This is a genomic window from Enterobacter sp. BIDMC 30 (assembly GCF_000534355.1).
GTDB lineage: Bacteria > Pseudomonadota > Gammaproteobacteria > Enterobacterales > Enterobacteriaceae > Enterobacter > Enterobacter ludwigii.
Window position 1 is genome coordinate 2,081,030 of record NZ_KI973169.1, and the last position, 22,275, is coordinate 2,103,304.

Sequence of the window (22,275 nt, forward strand, 5' to 3'; positions counted from 1 at the left end):
TCAGCGAAGATGTTAATAGCGGTATATTGAAACATCCGCGTCGCATCGCCTGACATATATTTACATTTATGCGCGACATGAGTATGACACGCGTATGAATTACACTCCGCCTAAATAGGCTTTTCTTACCTCCTGGTTTCCCAGCAACTCCTCGCCGCTGCCGCTGAGGCGAATTTGCCCGTTGACCATGACGTAGCCACGGTCAGAAAGCTTCAGAGCATGATGCGCATTTTGCTCTACCAGAAAAATGGTCATGCCGTTGCGAGCCAGCTCGCGCAGCGTCTGGAAGATCTGCTTAACCACTATGGGCGCCAGACCCAGGCTGGGTTCATCCAGCAGTAGCAGTTTAGGGCGGCTCATTAGCGCGCGGGCGATGGCAAGCATTTGCTGTTCTCCGCCGGACATGGTCATGGCTCGCTGTTTACGGCGTTCTTTGAGGCGCGGGAACAGCTCAAACATGCTCTGCATATCGTCGGCGGCAAATTGATTGCCGACAGGAATGGTCCCCATCAGCAGGTTCTCTTCAACCGTCATATCCGGAAAAATACGCCGCCCCTCGGGTGCCTGCGCTATGCCGCCGGAGGCCACATAGTGGGTAGATTTATGGCTGATGTCTTCGCCGCAAAACAGGATTTGCCCGTTACGAATACGCGGCTGGCCAAAAATAGACATCAGCAATGTCGATTTACCCGCGCCATTCGCGCCGATAAGCGCCACCGTTTCCCCTTTATGCACTTCGAGGGATACCTGCTTCAGCGCCTGAATCACGCCATAGAACACATCCACCTCGCGAAATGCCAGCAGCGGCTCATTCATAGAGTGACCTCGCTTTCATCGGTGCCCAGATAGGCGGCAATCACCTTTTCGTCATGCTGGATCTGCTCAGGTTTCCCCCGGGCAATCACATCGCCATGGTCGAGCACAATAATGTCGTCCGATATTTCCATCACCATCCCCATGTCGTGCTCAATCAGTAATACCGTTATGCCGTGGTTGTCGCGCAGAAAACGAATAATGTTACTCAGCTTATGTGTCTCTACCGGGTTCAGCCCGGCGGCGGGTTCATCCAGACAGATCATTTCCGGGCCGGTGCACATGGCCCGCGCGATCTCCAGACGCCGCTGTTGGCCGTACGACATCTCGCCCGCCAGGCGGTTGGCGCACTCCACAAGATCGACCACCTCCAGCCAGTAAAAGGCCCTGTCCAGCGCGTCGTTTTCCGCCCGTCGGTACGCTGGCGTATTGAATACGCCAGCCAGCAGGTTGCGATTGACGCGCATGTGCTGGGCCACGAGCAGGTTTTCCACGACCGACATCTCGCGAAAAAGACGAATATTTTGAAAGGTGCGCGCAAGTCCGGCGCGGTTCACCAGGTGAGTGCCGCCGAACATTTTGTAGAACAGGCGTTGCCCAAACTGCGCAGGGTGGATCCAGTCTCCTGGCTGGAATTTTTGCCCGAGGATCTGAATGACGTTGGTCGTCTTATTGCGCGTATTAAAGAAAATATTGCCGCCAGAAGCCTTATAGAAACCGGTCAGGCAGTTGAAGACGGTGGTTTTTCCCGCGCCGTTTGGGCCAATAAGTGCAGTAATTGAACCGCGCTGCACGTCCAGGTTGACGTCGTTTAACGCCTTGATCCCGCCGAAATGCATCATAAGATGTTCAACGCTTAATATCGTTCCGTTCATGGCGCTACGCCCTTACGCACGGCAAACCCGCTGCGGTTAATGCGAATCAACCCGCGTGGACGCCAGATCATCATCACCACCATCAGCATGCCAAACAGTAAAACCCGGTACTCGGCAAAACTGCGCAGCAGCTCCGGCGTCACCGTGAGCACAAACGCCGCCAGCACCACGCCAAGCGTTGAGCCCATACCGCCGAGCACCACAATCGCCAGGATCAGCGCCGATTCAAAAAAGGTAAACGATGTCGGGTTGACAAAGCCCTGATAAGTGGCAAAAAACACCCCGGCGATGCCAGCAGTCGACGCACCCAGCGTAAAGGCCGAGAGCTTGACCAGCACATGATTTAAACCCATTGAGCGACAGGCGATTTCATCTTCCCGCAGGGCTTCCCACGCCCGACCAATCGGCATCCGCGTCAGACGATGCTTGATATACAGCACCAACATCACCACCAGGAACAGCACCGTGTAGATAAAGATAAACTTAATGTTCGGGTTGTAGGTCAGATGGAAAAATTCGTGAAAGGGTACGCCTCCTTCTTTGGCACGGCGGCCAAACTCCAGTCCGAAAAAGGTGGGAGGCGGGGCAGAAACGCCGTTCGGGCCGCCGGTGAAGGTCAGCCAGTTGTTGAGGATCAGGCGAATAATCTCCCCAAAGCCAAGCGTGACGATCGCCAGGTAATCACCGTGCATGCGCAGCACCGGAAAGCCGAGCAGGGCGCCGGCCGCAGCAGCCATAATTGCCGCCAGCGGCAGCATGCTCCAGAATCCTAATCCCAGATACTGATACCCCAGCGCCAGCCCGTAAGCGCCGATGGCATAAAAAGCGACATAACCGAGATCCAGAAGCCCGGCCAGACCGACCACAATATTCAGCCCGAGACCGAGGAGCACGTAGATAAGACCAAGAATGGCGACGGTGAGAACGTACTTGGTGGCAACAAAGGGAAAGCAGATCGCAAGGGCGATAATCAGCGGGATTATCCAGCGCATGCGGCTTTTGTATTCCGGCGGCCGAACATAAACCCCCGCGCTGTCGGCTTCAAAACGTGCCTGGAAACGTGCACCCGGAGCGGTGCCTAAAAAAGCGCTCAGCAGAAAACGGCCCAGCATTACGATGCCGACTATCCATGCGAGCCGCTGTCCGGCGAAATTAAAGCTGTATCCGTCCAGCACCACGCCGGCAATCGGGCCAAAAATTATTAACGCAATCAGCCCGGAAAAAATGGCGTCCAGAATGCAGCGCTTAAGCGAAAAGCCGTGAGAGGTCATCGTATTCTCCTTCACACTTTGGCGACAATCGGGCGGCCAAGCAGACCCTGAGGACGAAAAATCAGGATCAAGACCAGCAAGCCAAACGAGAACACATCTTTATAATCTGAGTTCACCATGCCGGAAAATTGCGCCTCGGCGACGCCCAGAATCAACCCGCCGAGCATCGCACCGGGCAGGGAGCCAATCCCGCCGAGCACCGCTGCGGTAAACGCCTTGATGCCAATGACAAATCCGACGTAGAAATCGAAGGTGCCGTAATTCATGGTGATGAGCACACCCGCCAGACCGGCCATCGCCGCGCCAATCACAAAGACCAGCGAAATGATTCTGTCGGTGTTAATGCCCAGAATGGAGGCCATTTTGCGGTCCTGCTGCACCGCGCGGCACATCCGCCCAAGCCGGGTATTGTTGATTATCCATGTCAGCAACAGCATGCCGGCGAACGAGGCAACCAGAATAAACACTTTGGTGTAGGTTATCTGAACGAACCCCTCACCGATATGCAGGCGAAGTACGCCATCCAGCATCGTGGGCACCCCTTGCTGACGTGGCCCCTGGCTCAGCTGTGCGTAGTTTTGCAAAATCAGAGACATCCCGATGGCGGAGATAAGCGGTGCCAGACGGGTAGAGTTGCGTAGCGGCTTATAGGCAATGCGCTCGATAGTCCAGCCGTAAACACCGGTCACCACAATCGTGAAGATCAGCGTACCGAGGATAAGCAACGGGAACGACTGCAGGCCGAAGAAGGAGAGCAGCGCCAGGCCAATGGCGCAGAGGTAGGCGGAGATCATATACACTTCGCCGTGGGCGAAATTAATCATACCAATGATGCCATACACCATGGTGTAGCCGATGGCGATTAATCCATACACGGAGCCCAGCGTTAAGCCATTTATTAACTGTTGCAGGAAGAATGTACTCATCATAGCGCGCTCGTTATTTTAAGCTGCGCGGCACGCGCAGCCTGATGTTTATTACGCGCCGACAGGCGAACCTGCCGGCGTTGAGCGTGACTCCGTCCCGTTACTGAACTTCCTTATATTTTCCGTTATCGTCCCACTGATATACCACGTAGTCAGACACTTTCAGATCGCCTTTGCTGTCCCAGGCTTTTTTGCCCATAACCGTGTCGACGGCATTGGCTTTCAGCCATTCGCTGGCTTTGGCCGAGTCTTTACCGCCCGTGGCCTTGAAGGCCGCGGCAATGGCCTGAACGGAGGCATAAGAGTAAAGGGTGTAACCTTCAGGCTCGAATTTACCGGCGCGGAATTTCTCAATGACCGCTTTCCCATCCGGGATCAGACGCGGGTCTTTACCGAAGGTCATATAAATCCCCTTGGTATATTGCGGCCCACCCGCCGCGGTCACCATCTCTTCGTTGACGATACAGTCGCCGGAGAAGAATTTCGCCTGCACGCCCTGTTCACGCATCTGGCGAACCAGCGGGCCGGCTTCAGGGTGACAACCGCCGAAGAACACCACATCCGGCTTTTGCGCGCCGATTTTTGTCACCAGCGCGTTAAAGTCTTTCTCACCACGGGATAAGCCCTCATACATCACATCCTGAACCCCGCGCTTCGCCAGCGCAGCTTTGGTGGCGTCTGCCAGCCCCTGACCGTAGGTGTCTTTGTCATGGATGATGACCACACGTTTGGCTTTCAGCTTATCGATAATGAAATCGCTGGCGACCTGGCCCTGCTGGTCATCGCGACCACACATGCGGAACATATCGGTCATGCCTCGTTCGGTAATGAGCGGGTTGGTCGAGCCGGGGGTAATGGCAAGGATCCCCGCGTCGCTGTACACCTCGGAGGCGGGCATTGTGGAAGAGGAGCAGAAATGGCCGACCACCGCGTTGACTTTATCCTGGTCGACCAGGCGGTTGGCGACGGCCACGGCTTGTTTCGGCTCGCAGGCATCATCCCCCTGAACCAGCTTAATCTTCTCGCCGTTAATGCCGCCTGCGGCGTTAATGTCTTCAGCGGCCTGCGTTGCACCGTGCCAGTACTGATCGCCATAGGTGGCGTTTGGGCCGGTAAACGGCCCGGCCACACCAATGACAATATCTGCATGCGCAGAAAATGCCGTCACCAGACAACCGGCCAGCACGAGAGAAAGGGGAGTTCTGATAAATTTCAGCGACATTATTATGTTCCTTAGCAAAGAGGTTTTTGCACCACGGCGTAAACCCGGACGCCGGCGGCGCAGCCAATCCAAAAACACGAGCAAGAACAAAATGCACTAAACGAACAAGATCCAGACAACGCCTGCGTAATACGGCGAGGTTTCCCTGCGCAGGTTCGCGCGAAGAACATTAAGCAAAATCGTTGCCAGAATGGTTAACCCATTGAGCGGGTTGTGACATGTTTGAGTATAGAGTGCGGTGATATGGCACCTTGTGGGACGCGATGAAATTACAGCGGAGATCACATATCGTTAACAACAAAGCCCATAAGTTGTGCAATGGTCACGATTTGCACGTTTTTGCAGCAATAAAGACCTAAACTTCAGATAGGAAAGCCGTGAGATATGTGTCAGGATCTTTTCCTTTTTTATCAGGAGTGTCAGCGATGACTGAAGGCCCATTGAATGAAAGCGAAATGGCGTGGCTGGAAGAGACATTAATGTCTTACGGTCATGACGATGCGTCCGTGATTGACGTGTCCGAACTGGACGGCATGCTTACCGCAGTCCTTTCCGGCCCTGTTGTCGTTGAGCCAGATACCTGGCTGGTGGCCGTGTGGGGTGGCGAGAAATACATTCCGCGCTGGAAAAACGATCGTGAAATGCACCGTTTTATCGATCTCTGCTTTAAGCATATGAACGATATTGCTGAGCGCCTGAGCGAATACCCGGATCAGTTTGAGCCGATGTTTGGTTACAACGATGTCGACGGCGAGAGCTATACCGTTGTTGAAGAGTGGTGTTATGGCTATATGCGCGGTGTGGCGCTGACGGACTGGTCAGCCTTACCGGAAGCGCTGAAGGCCGATCTTGATGCGATTGCGCTGCACGGTACAGACGAGAACAGCGAGAAGCTGGATGAGCTGAGCGAAGACGAATATAAAGCCAGCATTGAGAGCATTCAGCCTGCGGCTCTGCGTTTGTACAATTACTGGGTGGACAACCCACAGCAGCCGGAAGCAAAAAAACCGATTGTTAACGGCACAAAGGTCGGGCGTAACGATCCGTGTCCGTGCGGCAGCGGTAAGAAGTTTAAGAGCTGCTGTTTGCACTAATAAAAAGGGGCTGATTTCAGCCCCTTTTTTGTTAACCCACTTCCGGTAGCATCCCTGCGGCTATCAAGCACTGCACCAGAATAATCATCACTCCGCAGGCAAACACAATGCACAGCAGCGGTTTACCGCCCATGACGCGGTACCCTTGCTGAGGATGCTGCTGGCGGCTCTTCCAGGCCAGCAGGGAAGGGAGCAGCAGGGCCAGCACGGATAACGCCACACCTGCATACCCCAGCGCCATCACGAACCCACGCGGGTAAAACAGTGCGAACGCCAGAGGAGGCAGGAAGGTGACTGCCCCTGTCTGTAAGCGTCCTGCAGCAGTGTTACGACGCTGGAACAGATCGGCCAGGTAATCAAACAGGCCGAGCGCCACGCCCAGGAATGAGGTGGCCAGCGCCAGGTCGGCAAACAGATGGACCGCCAGCTCAACGTGCGGGGAGGTGACTACCTCGCGCAGTGCCAGCAGAAAGCCGTTCAGGCCAGCGTGTTCCGCCATCAGCCCGGTAAAGGTCGACGCGTCAATGCTTCCCAGCGTCACCAGTTGCCAGAAAATATAGGCAATCAGCGGGATGGCGCTCCCCACCATAAAGACGCGGCGTAGCTTACGGATGTCTCCGTTCATATAGCTCACGATGCTGGGCACGCTACCGTGGAAGCCAAACGAGGTGAAAATAACCGGGATCGCGGACAGCGCCAGCCCTTTTTCCAGCGGCAGCGTCAGCAGATTAACCTTGTGAACATGCGGTGCCAGCAGAACCAGCATCACAATCAGGAACAGTATTTTGGCGCTGAACAGAAAACGGTTAAACAGATCGACCAGCGAAGTCCCCACGCAGACCACACCCCCGCCAATAAGCGCAAAGAAGATAACGCCCGTTGAAGGCGTGATATCAGCGTCGAACCAGTCGTTAACGCTGGAGGCGATTAACTCTCCGGCGCCGCTGATATAGGCCGCGGTCAGGGCGTACATCAGGAACATCATGCTAAAGCCGGTTATCCACTGGCCATAGCGTCCCAGGTAGCGTGCCGCAAGAGAACCCAGGCCGGTATCCGCGGGCACATGCTGATAAACCTCAAGCAACAGCAGGGCGGTGTAGCACATCAACGCCCAGAGTGTGCCAAGCAGCAGCAGTGTCATTCCAAATCCAACGCCTGCGGCAGCCAGAGGCATCGCCAGCATTCCTGCGCCAATCGTCGTTCCGGCGACGATAAAAATACTTCCCAGGGTTCTGTTTTTCACGCATTCCTCTACAACGATTCGTAATCGCGACAAATTCTGCGGCGCAGAGTAAGGGAAAAGCCCCGCTTCGTCAAATGACCGTTACAGTAGGTGTAATGAATTATTTACGATATTTTTCGACTTTAGGTAATTTACCCGGACCTGCCCCTTTGGGAGGGGATACCTACTTCGTAAGGGCACTATTTTTGCCGAAAAATCAGGCGTAACTTAAACAATAACTATAAGTTTTCAAATAAAATGAGGGCAGATGGCGGGAAATAATCCCTTTACCGCGGCGTGGAGCCGGGGCGGTAATTTACTGTGCCATGGTCACTGGATAATCAGCTGGCAGAACCAGGCCCTGCAGCTTCCTGAATCGCGTCGTGAAAAGGATATGGGCACCTGGGCTATTTATTCGATCATCGATCCTGAGGACGACACCTTTGCGCAGGGGCTAAAAGAAGATGAGTGGATCATCGAAAACGTAGACTGGCTGACAGATGTTTTTTTTGATGCCGGTATTCCGCTGGAGACGGCTAACTACCGGTATTTTTACCAGGCGGTCAATACGCAGGACTGGCGGTGTACAAGCTGTGCGGGGTGTATGTAAATCTGTGCGCGGAGAATAAAAAGTGCGGCGCTGAAAACAGCACCGCAGCAATATTATTTCTGTGTATCGAGGGTAGAAAGTTCTTTATCGATAAAGTAAAGACCTTCGCCTGTTTTCCCCACCAGAGACAATTTATCCAGCACGGATTTAAACAGTTTCTCTTCTTCGTGTTGCTCTGCCACGTACCACTGCAGGAAATTAAAGGTCGGATAATCCTGGCCGATCATTGCCGCATGAACCAGTTCGTTAATTTTTTGCGTAATCAGCTGCTCGTGCTCATAGGTCGCACGGAAGAGCTCATCAAGCGAATTATACTCGGCAAACGGGGACGCAACGTTATCGATGCGCGGCAGGCTGCCCGTGTCAGTCAGATAATCAAACAGACGCTGCATATGGGTCATCTCTTCCTGCGCGTGGCGGCGCAGGAAGGCGGCAGCGCCTTCAAAACTGTGGTAGCTGCACCAGGCGCTCATCTGCTGGTAGAGAAGGGATGAAAAAAGCTCAAGGTTCATTTGTGCATTGAGCTTGTCGATCATTTCAGTTTTCAGCATGGTGACGCTCCGGGTTATTAATTCTGGTTCACAATGAGCGACACTATAATTTGTTATTTAATTATTTGCAAAACGTAAAATAATTATTTCTTTATTTAAAATACGAATGGGAATAAAACGCATTGCCGATTTATATTTTTATTAATGAGAATTGTTTTTGTTCGTAATGAAATACACTGCCAGTCAATACTGGCAGCACAGATTAATACCACGGGTTATTTGCCTTAGGGTTTACGGCAAAGCCCATGCATTTATACTGGATCGTCACGCTCTCATTGAGACACAGAGAGCCGCTGGTCAGGGTGCAGGTTTTAATGGGCTGGCCATAGGCAGAGGCGGTGGCATACCCCATGCTCTGACACGCTTTAGCTGCGGTGCCGTTATTAACATACTCATCGGAATAGGCGTTTTGCAGCATTGCTTGCCCGTAGTCGAGGCGGACGATGCCGTTTGGCGCGTCCAGGGTGCTGACCTCAGCCTGGCGATTAATGTTACAGCCCGCCAGCAGCAGGATCGTACCGGCGACGAAGACTCTTTTCATGGTTCGCTCTGAGTGAATGGAAATACGTTATCGTACCTGCAGATGTGAGTCGCAATGCGAGGAATAGCCGGGCAATCTGCGCTTTCTCTTTGCGACGGGCCGTTTAGTCGGCCAGGCTGTCAAAAATGGTTTTAAACTTAAGATGATGCAGGCGAAACAGCGCAATAAGCTGCGGGTCAAAATGGCAGCCGTCACCCTCCAGAATGATTTTGCAGGCTTGCTCGTGAGTGAATCCCGGCTTATAGACCCGCTTTTGCCTCAGGGCATCATACACATCGGCCAGCGCCAGAATGCGGGCTTCCAGCGGGATCTGTTCTCCCCGTAGCCCCTGCGGATATCCGCTGCCATCCCATTTTTCATGATGGAAATGGATAATATTCTCCGCAACTGCGCCCAGCTCTAAGCCCTGAATAATCCGCCACCCTTTCACGGTATGAAGTTTCATCTCGGCAAACTCGTCCTGGGTCAGCGGGCCTTGCTTACGCAGAATACGCTCCGGCACGGCAATTTTTCCGACATCGTGAAGTGAGGCAAAATGTTCTATCTCACGGGTCATTTTGCGCGAAAGCCCAAGCTCACGCGCCATTAAGCCGCAATATCGGGCGACGCGCTGAATATGGCTGCCGGTCTCGTCATCGTGCGCGCGGTTTACCTTCTCCAGCGCCTGCACCATATTGCGGTTAACCATCCGGTTCTGGCGTAAATGGCGACGCATCATGATCAGCATACCGATGCTGAACAGGGCCACGATCAGCAAAATTACGCTGATAATCTTCAGCGTGTTTTTAGAAAAATCGGGTAAGTAACTCTGCTCATCCTGACGTTCTATTTGCGTGCGGTATTCTGACAGGCGATGAACCTGAGTCAGCAGATGAAAGAGCGGATGCTGCGGATCCACCCACGGGCCAATAATAAATTCAGAGCGGGTGACCCCCGCGACTTTCAGCACCCCGCGAAACAACTCGTTGCCGCGAAGCGTGGACTCCAGCGAACTGAGGTCGCCCAGAATATAGTCAATCTCATCGTTCTCAATCGCGTCGATAAGACCGTCAATGGTTGGCCGGGTCACGATGATCACATCGCTGCCAAAACGCTGGCGTAAATAGGCTGCGGCAAACGAACCGTCGAGTACGCCGACGCGCTGGCTGCGAATACTCTCTTCGTTCCACAAGAAGGGCTGACTGCTGCGATTGTAATAGGCGTTGTGCCAGGCGATGTCGGGGCCGATACGACCCTGTGCATGCGCACTGTCGCTTCGATCAACGATATCAATCAATCGAACCGCCCACTGCTGTCGCGGAAGACTCGAATAGTGATCGATAAAATTGACATCAACCTTCATGCCCAGTAAATCGCGCATATCGTTAATCATATCAATGGCTGTGCCGTGGTAGCCCTTGCTGTCCCGCCAGATAAGCGGGGCAAAATTCTCGTTTTTGGGCAGGTTGATCTGCAGGCGATTATGCGCGATCCAGGTTCGCTCCTCCTCTGACAGGGTGATACGGCTTAGCAGGTAATTGCGCTTGCTCTCCTCCAGCATCGTGTTGATTTCGCCGTTGCGATACCAGGTGCCAATCAGCGCATTGATTTTATCCCGCAGGGGAAGCAGGTCAGGACTGAAGGCGAGGACGACAGGAATGCGTAGCTCAGGAAAGGGCCGGGAGACCAGATAATAGCGCTGGGTATTCTCCATCTCCGGAGCGTCATTAATATAGAAATCAGCCTGGTTGTCGCTCAGTAAGCGAAAAGCCTCGTCGCTGGTGGCGACGAGGCGCAGAGAACGAAATTTAAGGTCGGGATAACGTTGTTGCACGCTGTCGAGCGTCGCGTCGTCTTTACGGAACAGCACCCGGGCATGGCTGAGCTGTCCGGCGGTTGTCACCGTCATCGATGGACTGGCGGCCACCACGTCGTTATCAAACAATCGTGCTGAGAGAATTTTGGTTCTGGCTCGCTTCTCCGTGCGCAATACCCCGGCATACACGCCATACTCATTTTGTACAAAACGCTGGCTAATATCGGCTCCGGAGAGCGGCCGCAGCTGCAGCTGCGTACCCGCCTGTTTATTGATGGCCTTAATCAGTTCAGGATAAAAACCCTGCCACTCTCCTTGCGGTGTGCGCCAGAATTCGAAGTTGTTAGCATCAAAGATCCAGACCGGTACAGGCTCTTCTGCCCGGGCAGGGGGGCAAACAAGCAACAGACCCGTCAACGCGAGTAGAAAGAGGGAGCGAAGCATCCGGCAGCGCTGATTCACAGGTCAACCCCATACGGTTTTAGCGTGTACTTTTGCAGTCTAGCTAACGGGCAGAAGCGGCAACAGGTTTGCTTTAACTTTTTAATGAACGTTTGGCGTACGGTCTCATTCTCGCTAAATTGTGAACCCGTCTTTGTTTTTTAAAACAACCTTTCATTTAATTTGAAAGGTTGTTTGTTTGATAGTAGGGTGAACAGGTAAAGGTATCCATAGCGGGATCTCCCGCCACGCATTCAGGAGAGATGAAATGAAAATTGCACTGATGATGGAAAACAGCCAGGCCGCGAAAAACCCAGTGATACTGAAAGAGTTGAAAACGGTAGCCGATGAAAAAGGGTTCCCGGTTTATAACGTGGGCATGAGCGACGAGAATGACCATCACCTGACCTATATCCATCTGGGGATTATGGCGAGCATTTTACTGAATGCGAAAGCCGTTGATTTTGTTGTGACCGGCTGCGGTACGGGGCAGGGGGCATTGATGTCGCTGAACATCCACCCGGGCGTCATCTGCGGCTATTGCATTGATCCTGCGGATGCGTTCCTGTTTGCTCAGATCAACAACGGTAACGCGCTCTCCCTGCCGTTTGCCAAAGGCTTCGGTTGGGGGGCTGAACTGAACGTTCGGTTTATCTTTGAAAAAGCGTTCACTGGTCGAAACGGTGAAGGTTATCCGCCCGAGCGCAAAGAGCCGCAGGTGCGTAACGCCGGTATTCTGAACCAGGTTAAAGCGGCGGTCGTGAAAGAAAACTATCTGGATACGCTGCGCGCAATCGATCCCGAGCTGGTGAAGACGGCCGTTTCGGGTCAACGTTTCCAGCAGTGCTTCTTTGAGAATTGCCAGGACAAAGAGATTGAAGCTTTTGTTCGCGGGATCGTAGGCTGACGCTTTCAGGTGCCGTGAGCCCCACTTTTCAGGTTTGGCACGAAGAATAAAATTGTGATGCGCGTCACAAAAATATTGATTTTTGTGACGATGGTCATATTATAAGCACATTGACGATAAAGTTGTATAACAAGTTAATGGAGCTACCTGATGAAACTTCGCAAAATCCTGAAAAGTATGTGGGCTAACTACTGCAACACTTTTAAAGACGTGCCACCGGGCGCAATGTTCTGATGAAAAAAACCTGCTTCGGCGGGTTTTTTTGTGCCCGTAAGCGACAAGAGGGAGATGAATGTGCCTGCGTTTTGTTACTATGGCGGCCTTTAAATAAGGAGAAAGCCCCATGTCACAAAACCTGAGCGCCGATCAGGAGCTGGTGTCTGACGTTGTCGCCTGTCAGTTAGTTATCAAACAAATCCTTGATGTCCTGGACGTTATTGCGCCGGTTGAAGTGCGCGAGAAGATGTCCACGCAGCTGAAAAATATCGATTTCAACAGCCATCCAGCAGCGGCTGACCCGGTCACGCTTCGCGCTATTCAGAAAGCCATCGCGCTGATTGAACTGCGATTCACGCCGCAGGGCGAGTCTCACTAAAGCCCGCCTGACGCTAAAAAGGGCGACCGTTTGTCGCCCTTCGCTCACCTTAAAAGAACGTCTGTACCAGCAGATAGCTCGCCGCACATGCGCAGCTTACGCCAATTAATCCCGGCAGAATAAAGCTGTGGTTAATGATAAATTTGCCGATGCGGGTTGTGCCCGAACGGTCAAAGCCGATGCAGGCTAAATCGCTTGGGTAGGTCGGCAGGACAAAATAGCCGTAAGAGGCCGGGAAAAAGGCGATCAGCATTTTCGGGTCGATTCCCAGCATCAGTCCCATAGGCGCAACGGCCGTCAGGGCTGCCGCCTGGCTGTTTACCAGCTTTGATACCAGGAACAGCACAATCGCGTAGGTCCACGGATGACTTTTCACCACGCCTTCCAGCGCCAGCTTTAACTCATCAAGATGCGCCTGGAAAAAGGTATCGCTCATCCACGCCACCCCGAACACCGAGAAGATCGCGACCATACCCGCCTTAAACACCGCGCCGTTAGAAATGGCAGACGCATTGACCTTGCAGGCCATCAGCATTACGGCACCGGCAATTAACATCATCATCTGGATGACAAGGTTCATCGACAACGCCGTCATTTTTCCTTTTATCTCAAATGCAGGGCGCAGGTCAGGGAATGCCCCCAGCAGGACAACCACGGCAATGCCGGCGAAGAAAATCCACGTGGACCAGTAGGCCTGTTTTGGAAAACGTTGATTCATTAACGTTTCCGTCCCGCCGTAGATGAATTCACGCTGCTTCGGATCTTTGAGCTTTTCCTGAAACTCCTTATCGTCCGCTAACGCTTTCCCACGACGCAAACTCCACAGCGCAGCAATCGCCACACCGAACAGTGAGGCAGGAACCGAGACGGCGAGAATTTCCAGTATTCCCCACGCGTGGCCGAGCCCATGCTGCGCGCCCAGAATGGAGACCAGTGACACAACGGCCACGGAGACCGGCGAGGCCGTAATTGCCATCTGCGATGCCACTGATGCCACGGCCATTGGGCGTTCCGGGCGGATCCCTTTTTTCAGGGCGATATCCGCAATGATGGGAAACATGGTGTACACCACGTGTCCGGTCCCGCAGAGAAAGGTCAGCATCCAGGTGGTAAAAGGGGCGAGAAGCGTGATGTGTTGAGGATGTTTGCGCAGCAGGCGCTCAGCAAATTGCATCATGACGTTCAGGCCGCCTGCGGTCTGAAGCGTTGCGGCACATCCAATGACGGCGAGAATGGTCAGCATCACGTCAACCGGCGGTTTGCCGGGTTGCAGACCAAAGACAAAACATAAAATAAAAAGGCCAATACCGCTTATCAACCCAAGCCCCATGCCGCCGAAACGCGTACCTGTCAGCAGGCAGAGGAGGATGACAATAAACTCAATGGTGATCATGATGCTCCCTCGTCAATGATAATGTAATTAAATAAATCATTACATGTTGTGTGGTTAATCATTGAGAGCGAGATCTGATTTGTTAAATCTTAGCAAAAGCAGAAGGTTGGCGACGAGAGGGGGAACCTGCTCCCGGTAGGCCGAAAAGCGCGCCTGTCAGGGAGCAGGAAAATGATCAGTGGTGCTGTACCGTCACAAGGTCAAGCAGATGACGGTCGGTTTGTTCCGGACATAAACCCGCCTGCTGCGCGTTATGGATTTCGTCCGCCAGCGTTTTGAGCAGCATGCCGTCCTGCTGTTGCGCTTTATCCATATCGCGTAAGAATTTAAGGGTTTTGGTGTCGTGTTGTGCTCTGGCTTCATCGGCCAGCTTGTTAAGCGTGCTGCAACGCTGTTCGTACTGTTCCAGCGTTTTCTCAAACAATTCTTCCAGAGAAGAGTAGTTATCGTCGATCGTATCAAGCGCTTTTACGGTTGGGTTCGCCCCTGCGGCTTTCATGAAGTTAAAAACACGCATCATATGGGTGACGTTGCTTTGCGCCTGGCTGCGAAAAAAAGTGGCAGAGCCATTGAGACTGTTTTCGGAACACCACGAGCTGATATGCAGGTGCAGATTCGAGGCATAGAACTCGAGGTTCAACTGGGCATTGAGTTTTTGCATCATCGTTTGGGTAGTCATACTCATATCCTTATTGACTGTGGGACGTGATGTCCGCGGCTAACCTGACCCGGCAGGCACATCTAATGGAATGCAGAAATGGCATTTCTGCGGCGACAAAAGTCGATCGAATATTCACTTCCTGTGTTCGATATAAATAAGCATACCCTTGTATTCTGTCTAAGAAAACTCTTAATTAGGCTGTGTTTACCATACATTACAAAATTTAATATAGTACAGAAATGAAAACAGGTGGATATAAATTAACACATTAATAACTAATTGATTTTTATGTGTTTGTGTATTGTTTGTCTCGTTTTTTCAAGAGTGAAAATATTAAGGCAACAGAATCTTCTGTGACGATGTGAAAAACAGATCAATCAATCAGGATATATTTTGAGGAATAAAATTGCGCTAAATCAATTTATCGCAAAAAGGCGAGTGTGTGATCGCCGTGCAAGATTGTTCTTAATGATTGTGTAAAAATGAAACACTGTTTTATCTTGTTTCAATCATTGAGGTCTATGATGGCAAAGGTTGCGGTGCTGTTGGCACCCGGTTTTGAGGAAGCAGAGGCGATTATCACCATTGATATTTTGCGCCGGCTGAACATCGACGTGGAAACTCTGGCCTGCGCGCAGTCGCGTGCAGTGGTCAGTTACCATAACATTTCCATGGTGGCAGACAGCACCTTATCAGAACGCCGTGATTCGCTTTACGATGCGATTGTTCTACCTGGGGGACCCCAGGGCAGCGCAAATCTGGCCGCGGATCCGCAGGTTATCCGTTTTATTTCTGCACATGACGCGCGCGGAAAGCTGATTTGCCCTATTTGTTCAGCAGCGGCGCGCGTGCTGGGGGGAAATGGGCTGCTTCGGGGGCGTCGCTACGTCTGCTCCGGGGATTTATGGGAGACGGTAAAAGACGGTGAATATGTGGATGCACCGGTCGTCCAGGATAAAAACCTGCTCAGCGGCAAAGGTCTTGGTCATGCGTTTGACTTTGCGCTGGCCCTTGCTGCTCGACTGTTGGGTGACGAAACGCCCGTTCGCGATCACGCTGACCACATCTATTACGCCTGGTAAATTTCCCGCCGGATGCTAGAGCGTCCGGCGCTCAGGGACTTCTTAGCTGATCTTATGGATAATTCTGCTTAACCCCGTTTCATTTGTCCGACAATTCCTGCCATTTTTATGTCATTTTCCGCTGAATTTATGTACGCAATTACTGTAATTCTGCGGTGTGATGGCGCTCTCTTATGGATGATTAATTTCCCGCTAAAACTATCACCAGCAATAACGCTTATGACGAGGTAAGCGCTAATGCCTTGTTTTAAGTCCGATTAAATAAGAAGCACGCAAATATTCCCTACAGAAAAGAATGCTAAAGCTGGAGTTTACCATGCACAAATTTACTAAAGCGCTGGCGGCCGTTGGTCTGGCTGCTGTTATGTCACAATCCGCTATCGCAGAGAATTTAAAACTCGGTTTTTTGGTAAAACAGCCAGAAGAGCCGTGGTTCCAGACTGAGTGGAAATTCGCCGATAAAGCCGGAAAAGATTTAGGTTTTGACGTCATTAAAATCGCCGTGCCTGACGGTGAAAAAACCCTGAACGCCATCGACAGCCTGGCGGCCAGCGGTGCGAAAGGTTTCGTTATCTGTACACCCGATCCAAAACTGGGGTCGGCAATTGCGGCTAAAGCGCGCGGTTACGACATGAAGGTTATTGCCGTTGACGATCAGTTCGTCAATGCCAAAGGCAAGCCAATGGACACCGTGCCGCTGGTAATGATGGCCGCGACCAAAATTGGTGAGCGCCAGGGTCAGGAACTCTATAAAGAGATGCAAAAGCGCGGCTGGGATGTAAAAGAGACGGGCGTCATGGCCATCACGGCTGATGAGCTGGATACTGCACGTCGTCGTACTACCGGTTCCATGGACGCTCTGAAAGCCGCCGGCTTCCCGGAAAAACAGATCTATAAAGTTCCTACCAAATCCAACGATATCCCCGGCGCGTTCGACGCCGCGAACTCAATGCTGGTTCAACACCCGGAAGTTAAACACTGGCTGGTGGTCGGTATGAACGACAACACCGTGCTGGGTGGCGTGCGTGCGACAGAAGGTCAGGGCTTCAAAGCTCCCGATGTTATCGGTATCGGCATCAACGGCGTTGACGCCGTCAGCGAACTGTCCAAAGCGCAGGCGACCGGCTTCTATGGCTCTCTGCTGCCAAGCCCGGACGTACACGGCTACAAATCCAGTGAAATGCTCTACAACTGGGTGACCAAAGGGGCTGAACCGCCGAAATTTACTGAAGTGACCGACGTGGTGCTGATTACCCGCGACAACTTCAAAGAGGAACTGGCGAAAAAAGGACTGGGCGGTAAGTAATACGCTGTGATTGCGCCCCTCATTCACCATGAGGGGCCAGACGTACACACTACAGGAATCACGGAGACGTTATGCGACAGTCTGATCCGTATCTCTCATTTCGCGGCATCGGGAAAACGTTCCCCGGTGTTAACGCGCTGACCGATATCAGTTTCGACTGCTATGCCGGCCAGGTTCATGCCCTGATGGGTGAAAACGGCGCGGGGAAATCCACGCTGTTGAAAATCCTCAGCGGCAACTATTCCCCTACGACCGGCACACTGGCCATTCGTGGCGAAGAGGTGGCTTTTGCTGATACCACGGCGGCGCTTAATGCCGGGGTGGCCATTATCTATCAGGAACTGCACCTGATCCCAGAGATGACCGTGGCTGAGAACATCTATTTAGGACAGCTCCCGCACAAAAGCGGCGTGGTTAATCGTTCGCTACTTAATTATGAAGCAGGGCTGCAGCTTAAACATCTTGGGCTGGACGTCGATCCTCAGACGCCGCTGAAATACCTCTCCATCGGCCAGTGGCAGATGGTTGAAATTGCCAAGGCCCTGGCGCGTAACGCCAGAATTATTGCCTTTGATGAACCCACCAGTTCGCTATCCGCACGTGAAATCGAAAACCTGTTCCGCGTGATCCGGGAGTTACGCCAGGAAGGCCGCACGATTTTGTATGTTTCGCACCGTATGGAAGAGATATTTGCCCTGAGCGACGCCATCACCGTGTTTAAAGATGGCCGCTATGTGCGCACCTTTAGCGATATGGCGCAGGTGAACCATGACCAGCTTGTCCAGGCGATGGTCGGACGCGATCTGGGGGACATTTACCACTGGAAACCGCGTGAGTACGGCCCTGAACGCCTGCGACTGGATAATGTAAAAGCGCCGGGAGTACGCATGCCGGTTTCGTTATCGGTACGCAGCGGTGAAATCGTCGGGCTGTTCGGCCTGGTGGGCGCTGGGCGTAGCGAATTAATGAAAGGGCTGTTCGGCGGCACGCGCATTACCGAAGGCGTGGTGTCTATTGACGGCGCAGCGGTGGATATTCAGAAGCCCGCCCACGCGATTAAGGCAGGCATGATGCTCTGCCCGGAAGATCGCAAAGCGGAGGGGATTATTCCGGTGCATTCGGTGCGTGACAACATCAATATCTCCGCCCGTCGCAAATTTATCCGCGCAGGATGCCTGATCAACGATAGCTGGGAATCGAGCAATGCCGATCACCACATTCGTTCACTGAATATCAAAACGCCGGGACCGGAACAGCTGATCATGAATCTTTCCGGGGGCAACCAGCAGAAGGCCATTCTGGGCCGCTGGCTGTCGGAGGATATGAAGGTCATTTTACTGGACGAACCAACGCGCGGTATCGATGTGGGGGCAAAACACGAGATTTATAACGTGATCTATGAACTGGCAAAACGCGGCGTGGCGGTGCTTTTCGCCTCCAGCGATCTGCCTGAAGTGCTTGGCGTCGCCGATCGCATTGTCGTCATGCGTGAAGGTGAAATTGCCGGTGAATTGCTTCATGAACAGGCGAATGAACAACAGGCGTTGAATCTCGCCATGCCTAAAGTCAGCCAGGCTGTCGCCTGAGTAAGGAGTTAATGATGTCCTCTGTTACTACATCCGGAGCGCCAAAGTCGGCGTTCAGTTTTGGCCGAATCTGGGATCAGTACGGCATGCTGGTGGTCTTTGCCGCCCTGTTTGTCGCCTGTGCGATCTTCGTTCCTAATTTTGCCACCTTTATTAATATGAAAGGGCTGGGGCTGGCCATTTCCATGTCCGGCATGGTGGCCTGCGGTATGCTGTTCTGTCTGGCCTCGGGCGATTTTGACCTGTCGGTGGCCTCGGTTATTGCCTGTGCCGGCGTTACCACGGCTGTGGTAATCAACATGACGGAGAGCCTGTGGATTGGCGTGCTGGCGGGTCTGTTACTGGGCGTGCTCAGCGGGCTGGTGAACGGCTTTGTCATTGCTCGCCTGAAGATTAACGCCCTGATCACAACGCTTGCGACCATGCAAATTGTGCGAGGTCTTGCCTATATCATCTCTGACGGTAAAGCGGTGGGGATTGAAGACGAGCGCTTCTTTACCCTCGGTTACGCTAACTGGCTGGGGCTGCCAGCGCCAATCTGGCTGACCGTGGCCTGTCTTATCCTGTTCGGGTTCCTGCTCAACCGGACCACGTTTGGCCGTAATACCCTGGCTATCGGGGGCAATGAAGAAGCCGCACGTCTGGCCGGTGTGCCGGTGGTGCGTACCAAGATTATTATCTTTGTTCTTTCCGGGCTGGTCTCTGCAGCCGCAGGGATTATTCTGGCGTCGCGAATGACCAGTGGCCAGCCAATGACCTCTATCGGTTATGAGCTGATCGTCATTTCAGCCTGTGTTTTGGGGGGCGTTTCCCTGAAAGGCGGCATCGGAAAAATCTCATATGTGGTGGCCGGTATCCTGATCCTGGGGACGGTAGAGAACGCCATGAACCTGCTCAATATTTCGCCGTTCTCTCAGTACGTCGTTCGTGGCCTGATCCTGCTGGCAGCGGTGATATTCGACCGTTACAAGCAAAAAGCGAAGCGTACCGTCTGAGGTTTTTCCTATCTTTATATTGCTCAACTAATAACCTTAGCTGACCCCCGAACCGCCTCGCCAGTTTTGCTGGCGGGGCGGTTGTCAAATGGCGAGCGACGTCACACTGTCTATACTTACATGGCTATGAAAGAGGTAAAGGCGTTTACCTCTCGTAAACCGTAAGGAGGAATAGGGTGGCTGACTTGTTAACTGCACCGCCTGTACTGCCCGGACACTATGCTTTCTTTTTTGATCTCGACGGTACGCTCGCCGAGATAAAGCCGCATCCTGACCTGGTGGCGATCCCCGCCACGGTTCTTCAGAAGTTGCATCAGCTCTCGCAGATGACTGAGGGAGCAGTGGCATTGATATCAGGGCGCTCGATGGCCGAACTGGACCAGCTTGCCAGGCCTTATCGCTTTCCGCTGGCCGGTGTACACGGAGCGGAGCGCCGCGACATCCATGATCAAACGCATATCGTTTCACTCCCCGACGCATTAATCCAGGCGCTACAGGTACAACTCTCGTCTGCGCTGGCAGAACTGCCCGGTACGGAGCTTGAAGCCAAAGGGATGGCCTTTGCCCTGCATTATCGCCAGGCGCCGCAGCACGAAGCGGCTGTGCTTGCGCTTGCGACCGCTATAGCAAATGCACATCCGGAGCTGGCGCTGCAGCCGGGTAAATGCGTGGTGGAGCTTAAACCTAAAGGGATCAATAAAGGCGCGGCGATTGCTGCGTTTATGGCGACACCGCCTTTTAACGGCAGGACGCCCGTTTTTATTGGGGATGACCTGACCGATGAGGCAGGGTTTCGTGTGGTGAATCAGGCCGGAGGGATCGCCATCAAGGTCGGGCCTGGTGAGACTGTCGCCGAATGGCGTCTGGCGGATGTCGCCAGCGTCTGGCAGTGGATATCTGACATCGCTAACCAGCAACAACAACAAATAGCGCAAAACAAAGGGGGAAACCATTATGGGTCGCTTAGTCGTCGTCTCTAACCGAATTGCACCGCCTGATGATAAAAAATCCAGTGCAGGTGGCCTGGCGGTTGGGGTATTAGGTGCCTTAAAAGCCGCCGGTGGGCTGTGGTTTGGCTGGAATGGTGAAATCAGTGAAGAACAGAAACCGCTCAAGAAAGTGACGCGCGGAAATATTACGTGGGCGTCGTTTGCGTTAAACGAAAAAGATTATGACGAGTATTACTCGCAGTTCTCCAATGCTGTGCTGTGGCCAGCGTTTCACTATCGTCTGGATCTGGTTAAATTCCAGCGCGAGTCCTTTGAAGGCTACACGCGGGTGAATTCGCTGCTGGCGGATAAACTGCTGCCTTTAATCGAGGAAGACGATATTTTATGGATCCACGATTATCACCTGCTGCCCTTCGCCAGAGAGTTGCGTAAAAGGGGAGTGAATAACCGGATTGGTTTTTTCCTGCATATTCCGTTCCCGACGCCGGAAATCTTTACCGCGCTGCCGCCGCATGAAGAGTTGCTGGATGCGCTGTGTGACTACGATCTGCTGGGCTTCCAGACCGAGAATGACCGACTTGCGTTCCTTGATTCTGTGTCCGGCAAAACGCGAGTGGTGACCAAAGGGGGGAAAACCCATACGGCCTGGGGCAAGACATTCCACACAGAAGTGTATCCCATCGGTATTGAACCTGAAGAGATTGCCGAGCAGGCTTCCGGTCCGCTGCCGCCCAAACTGGCGCAGCTTAAGAATGAACTCAAGCACGTGAAGAATATCTTCTCGGTGGAACGTCTTGATTATTCCAAAGGGCTGCCGGAACGTTTCCTGGCGTATGAAACGTTGCTGGAGAAGTACCCGCAGCATCACGGTAAAATCCGCTATACGCAGATAGCGCCCACCTCGCGCGGTGAAGTGCAGGCTTATCAGGATATTCGTCACCAGCTGGAGACGGAAGCAGGGCGCATTAATGGCCGCTACGGTCAGTTGGGCTGGACGCCGCTCTTTTATCTCAATCAACACTTTGACCGTAAGATCCTGATGAAAGTGTTCCGCTATGCGGATGTCGGGCTGGTTACGCCATTGCGGGACGGGATGAACCTGGTCGCGAAAGAGTACGTCGCCGCCCAGGACCCCGCCGATCCGGGTGTGCTGGTGCTTTCCCAGTTTGCCGGGGCCGCCAATGAATTGACGTCTGCGCTTATCGTCAACCCTTACGATCGTGACGACGTGGCGAATGCCCTCAACCGTGCGCTGACGATGCCGCTCACGGAGCGTATTTCCCGCCATGCCGAGATGATGGAAACGATCCGTAAGAACGATATTAACCACTGGCAGGCGCGTTTTATTCGCGATCTTCGTGATATTGCCCCGCAGAGTAATGAAGGCCACCTGCAAAAAAAGATCGCGACATTCCCTAAACTCGCCTGATTTTCCTCTG

The 22,275-nt window shown here is 53.0% G+C and carries 22 protein-coding genes; 11 read left to right on the top strand and 11 right to left on the bottom strand.

What is annotated here, in order from left to right; genetic code table 11:
* Positions 1-99 precede the first annotated feature (99 nt).
* From L466_RS12385 to L466_RS12365, 5 genes are all read right to left on the bottom strand, one after another.
* Entirely contained in the window at positions 100-816 is a 717-nt protein-coding gene (locus tag L466_RS12385; RefSeq protein WP_014170701.1) for an ABC transporter ATP-binding protein, read from the bottom strand.
* Positions 813-1,688 (bottom strand): ABC transporter ATP-binding protein, encoded by an 876-nt coding sequence (locus L466_RS12380; protein ID WP_014170700.1) that lies wholly within the window; start codon positions 1,686-1,688, stop codon positions 813-815. The genes L466_RS12385 and L466_RS12380 overlap by 4 nt, the downstream gene beginning before the upstream one ends.
* The gene (gene livM / locus L466_RS12375) at positions 1,685-2,959 is read right to left on the bottom strand and encodes a high-affinity branched-chain amino acid ABC transporter permease LivM (RefSeq protein ID WP_032680758.1); all 1,275 of its coding nucleotides are present in this window, start codon (positions 2,957-2,959) and stop codon (positions 1,685-1,687) included. Before livM ends, L466_RS12380 begins: the two co-directional genes overlap by 4 nt.
* A gap of 11 nt (positions 2,960-2,970) precedes the next feature.
* The gene (locus tag L466_RS12370) at positions 2,971-3,885 is read right to left on the bottom strand and encodes an ABC transporter permease subunit (RefSeq protein ID WP_025203827.1); all 915 of its coding nucleotides are present in this window, start codon (positions 3,883-3,885) and stop codon (positions 2,971-2,973) included.
* A 100-nt stretch (positions 3,886-3,985) separates the two neighbouring features.
* The gene (locus L466_RS12365) at positions 3,986-5,107 is read right to left on the bottom strand and encodes a branched-chain amino acid ABC transporter substrate-binding protein (RefSeq protein ID WP_020883361.1); all 1,122 of its coding nucleotides are present in this window, start codon (positions 5,105-5,107) and stop codon (positions 3,986-3,988) included.
* 425 nt (positions 5,108-5,532) lie between these two features.
* Here L466_RS12365 and L466_RS12360 point away from each other — a divergent pair, with 425 nt between their 5' ends.
* Positions 5,533-6,201, top strand: coding sequence for a YecA/YgfB family protein (locus tag L466_RS12360; protein ID WP_020883362.1), 669 nt, complete (start codon positions 5,533-5,535; stop codon positions 6,199-6,201).
* A 31-nt stretch (positions 6,202-6,232) separates the two neighbouring features.
* Here the strand turns inward: L466_RS12360 and tyrP are convergent, their stop codons facing one another.
* Positions 6,233-7,444: a tyrosine transporter TyrP gene (gene tyrP, locus L466_RS12355; protein WP_032680759.1), complete on the bottom strand. Its 1,212-nt coding sequence runs from the start codon at positions 7,442-7,444 to the stop codon at positions 6,233-6,235.
* A gap of 247 nt (positions 7,445-7,691) precedes the next feature.
* Between tyrP and L466_RS12350 the strand changes: the two genes are divergently transcribed.
* Complete coding sequence (locus tag L466_RS12350) at positions 7,692-8,033, top strand: hypothetical protein (protein ID WP_025203830.1); 342 nt, start codon at positions 7,692-7,694, stop codon at positions 8,031-8,033.
* Positions 8,034-8,086: 53 nt separating this feature from the next.
* On the opposite strand, the gene ftnA is transcribed toward L466_RS12350, so the two are convergent.
* The 3 genes from ftnA to L466_RS12335 all read right to left on the bottom strand — a co-directional run bounded on the left by ftnA (position 8,087) and on the right by L466_RS12335 (position 11,382).
* Entirely contained in the window at positions 8,087-8,584 is a 498-nt protein-coding gene (gene ftnA, locus L466_RS12345; protein ID WP_014170693.1) for a non-heme ferritin, read from the bottom strand.
* 202 nt (positions 8,585-8,786) lie between these two features.
* Positions 8,787-9,125, bottom strand: coding sequence for a YecR family lipoprotein (yecR, locus tag L466_RS12340; protein WP_020883365.1), 339 nt, complete (start codon positions 9,123-9,125; stop codon positions 8,787-8,789).
* 103 nt (positions 9,126-9,228) lie between these two features.
* Positions 9,229-11,382, bottom strand: a complete 2,154-nt coding sequence (locus tag L466_RS12335; protein ID WP_255344412.1) for an HD domain-containing phosphohydrolase — start codon at positions 11,380-11,382, stop codon at positions 9,229-9,231.
* Positions 11,383-11,629: 247 nt separating this feature from the next.
* Between L466_RS12335 and L466_RS12330 the strand changes: the two genes are divergently transcribed.
* The 3 genes from L466_RS12330 (at position 11,630) to L466_RS12325 (ending at position 12,863) form a co-directional block, all read left to right on the top strand.
* A complete protein-coding gene (locus tag L466_RS12330) occupies positions 11,630-12,268 on the top strand; it encodes an RpiB/LacA/LacB family sugar-phosphate isomerase (RefSeq protein ID WP_020883367.1) in 639 nt (212 codons plus the stop codon).
* 150 nt (positions 12,269-12,418) lie between these two features.
* Positions 12,419-12,502: a stress response protein AzuC gene (gene azuC, locus L466_RS23645; protein ID WP_014832437.1), complete on the top strand. Its 84-nt coding sequence runs from the start codon at positions 12,419-12,421 to the stop codon at positions 12,500-12,502.
* A gap of 109 nt (positions 12,503-12,611) precedes the next feature.
* Positions 12,612-12,863 carry a DUF2766 family protein gene (locus tag L466_RS12325; RefSeq protein ID WP_014170688.1) on the top strand — a complete coding sequence of 84 codons (252 nt, stop codon included), beginning with the start codon at positions 12,612-12,614 and terminating at the stop codon, positions 12,861-12,863.
* A gap of 49 nt (positions 12,864-12,912) precedes the next feature.
* On the opposite strand, the gene L466_RS12320 is transcribed toward L466_RS12325, so the two are convergent.
* Both L466_RS12320 and L466_RS12315 read right to left on the bottom strand, forming a co-directional pair.
* Positions 12,913-14,256, bottom strand: a complete 1,344-nt coding sequence (locus tag L466_RS12320; protein WP_020883368.1) for an anaerobic C4-dicarboxylate transporter — start codon at positions 14,254-14,256, stop codon at positions 12,913-12,915.
* A gap of 175 nt (positions 14,257-14,431) precedes the next feature.
* Positions 14,432-14,935, bottom strand: a complete 504-nt coding sequence (locus L466_RS12315; protein ID WP_020883369.1) for a non-heme ferritin-like protein — start codon at positions 14,933-14,935, stop codon at positions 14,432-14,434.
* A gap of 506 nt (positions 14,936-15,441) precedes the next feature.
* Here L466_RS12315 and L466_RS12310 point away from each other — a divergent pair.
* The 6 genes from L466_RS12310 to otsA all read left to right on the top strand — a co-directional run bounded on the left by L466_RS12310 (position 15,442) and on the right by otsA (position 22,265).
* Positions 15,442-15,999 (top strand): DJ-1 family glyoxalase III, encoded by a 558-nt coding sequence (locus tag L466_RS12310; protein ID WP_020883370.1) that lies wholly within the window; start codon positions 15,442-15,444, stop codon positions 15,997-15,999.
* 316 nt (positions 16,000-16,315) lie between these two features.
* Entirely contained in the window at positions 16,316-17,305 is a 990-nt protein-coding gene (gene araF / locus L466_RS12305) for an arabinose ABC transporter substrate-binding protein AraF (RefSeq protein WP_020883371.1), read from the top strand.
* A 71-nt stretch (positions 17,306-17,376) separates the two neighbouring features.
* Positions 17,377-18,891: an L-arabinose ABC transporter ATP-binding protein AraG gene (gene araG, locus L466_RS12300; RefSeq protein ID WP_020883372.1), complete on the top strand. Its 1,515-nt coding sequence runs from the start codon at positions 17,377-17,379 to the stop codon at positions 18,889-18,891.
* A gap of 14 nt (positions 18,892-18,905) precedes the next feature.
* Positions 18,906-19,886, top strand: a complete 981-nt coding sequence (araH, locus tag L466_RS12295; protein WP_014884358.1) for an arabinose ABC transporter permease AraH — start codon at positions 18,906-18,908, stop codon at positions 19,884-19,886.
* 176 nt (positions 19,887-20,062) lie between these two features.
* Positions 20,063-20,866 carry a trehalose-phosphatase gene (otsB, locus tag L466_RS12290; protein WP_014170681.1) on the top strand — a complete coding sequence of 268 codons (804 nt, stop codon included), beginning with the start codon at positions 20,063-20,065 and terminating at the stop codon, positions 20,864-20,866.
* On the top strand, positions 20,841-22,265 hold the full coding sequence (otsA, locus tag L466_RS12285) for an alpha,alpha-trehalose-phosphate synthase (RefSeq protein WP_014170680.1): 1,425 nt from the start codon (positions 20,841-20,843) through the stop codon (positions 22,263-22,265). Before otsB ends, otsA begins: the two co-directional genes overlap by 26 nt.
* Positions 22,266-22,275: the final 10 nt, after the last annotated feature.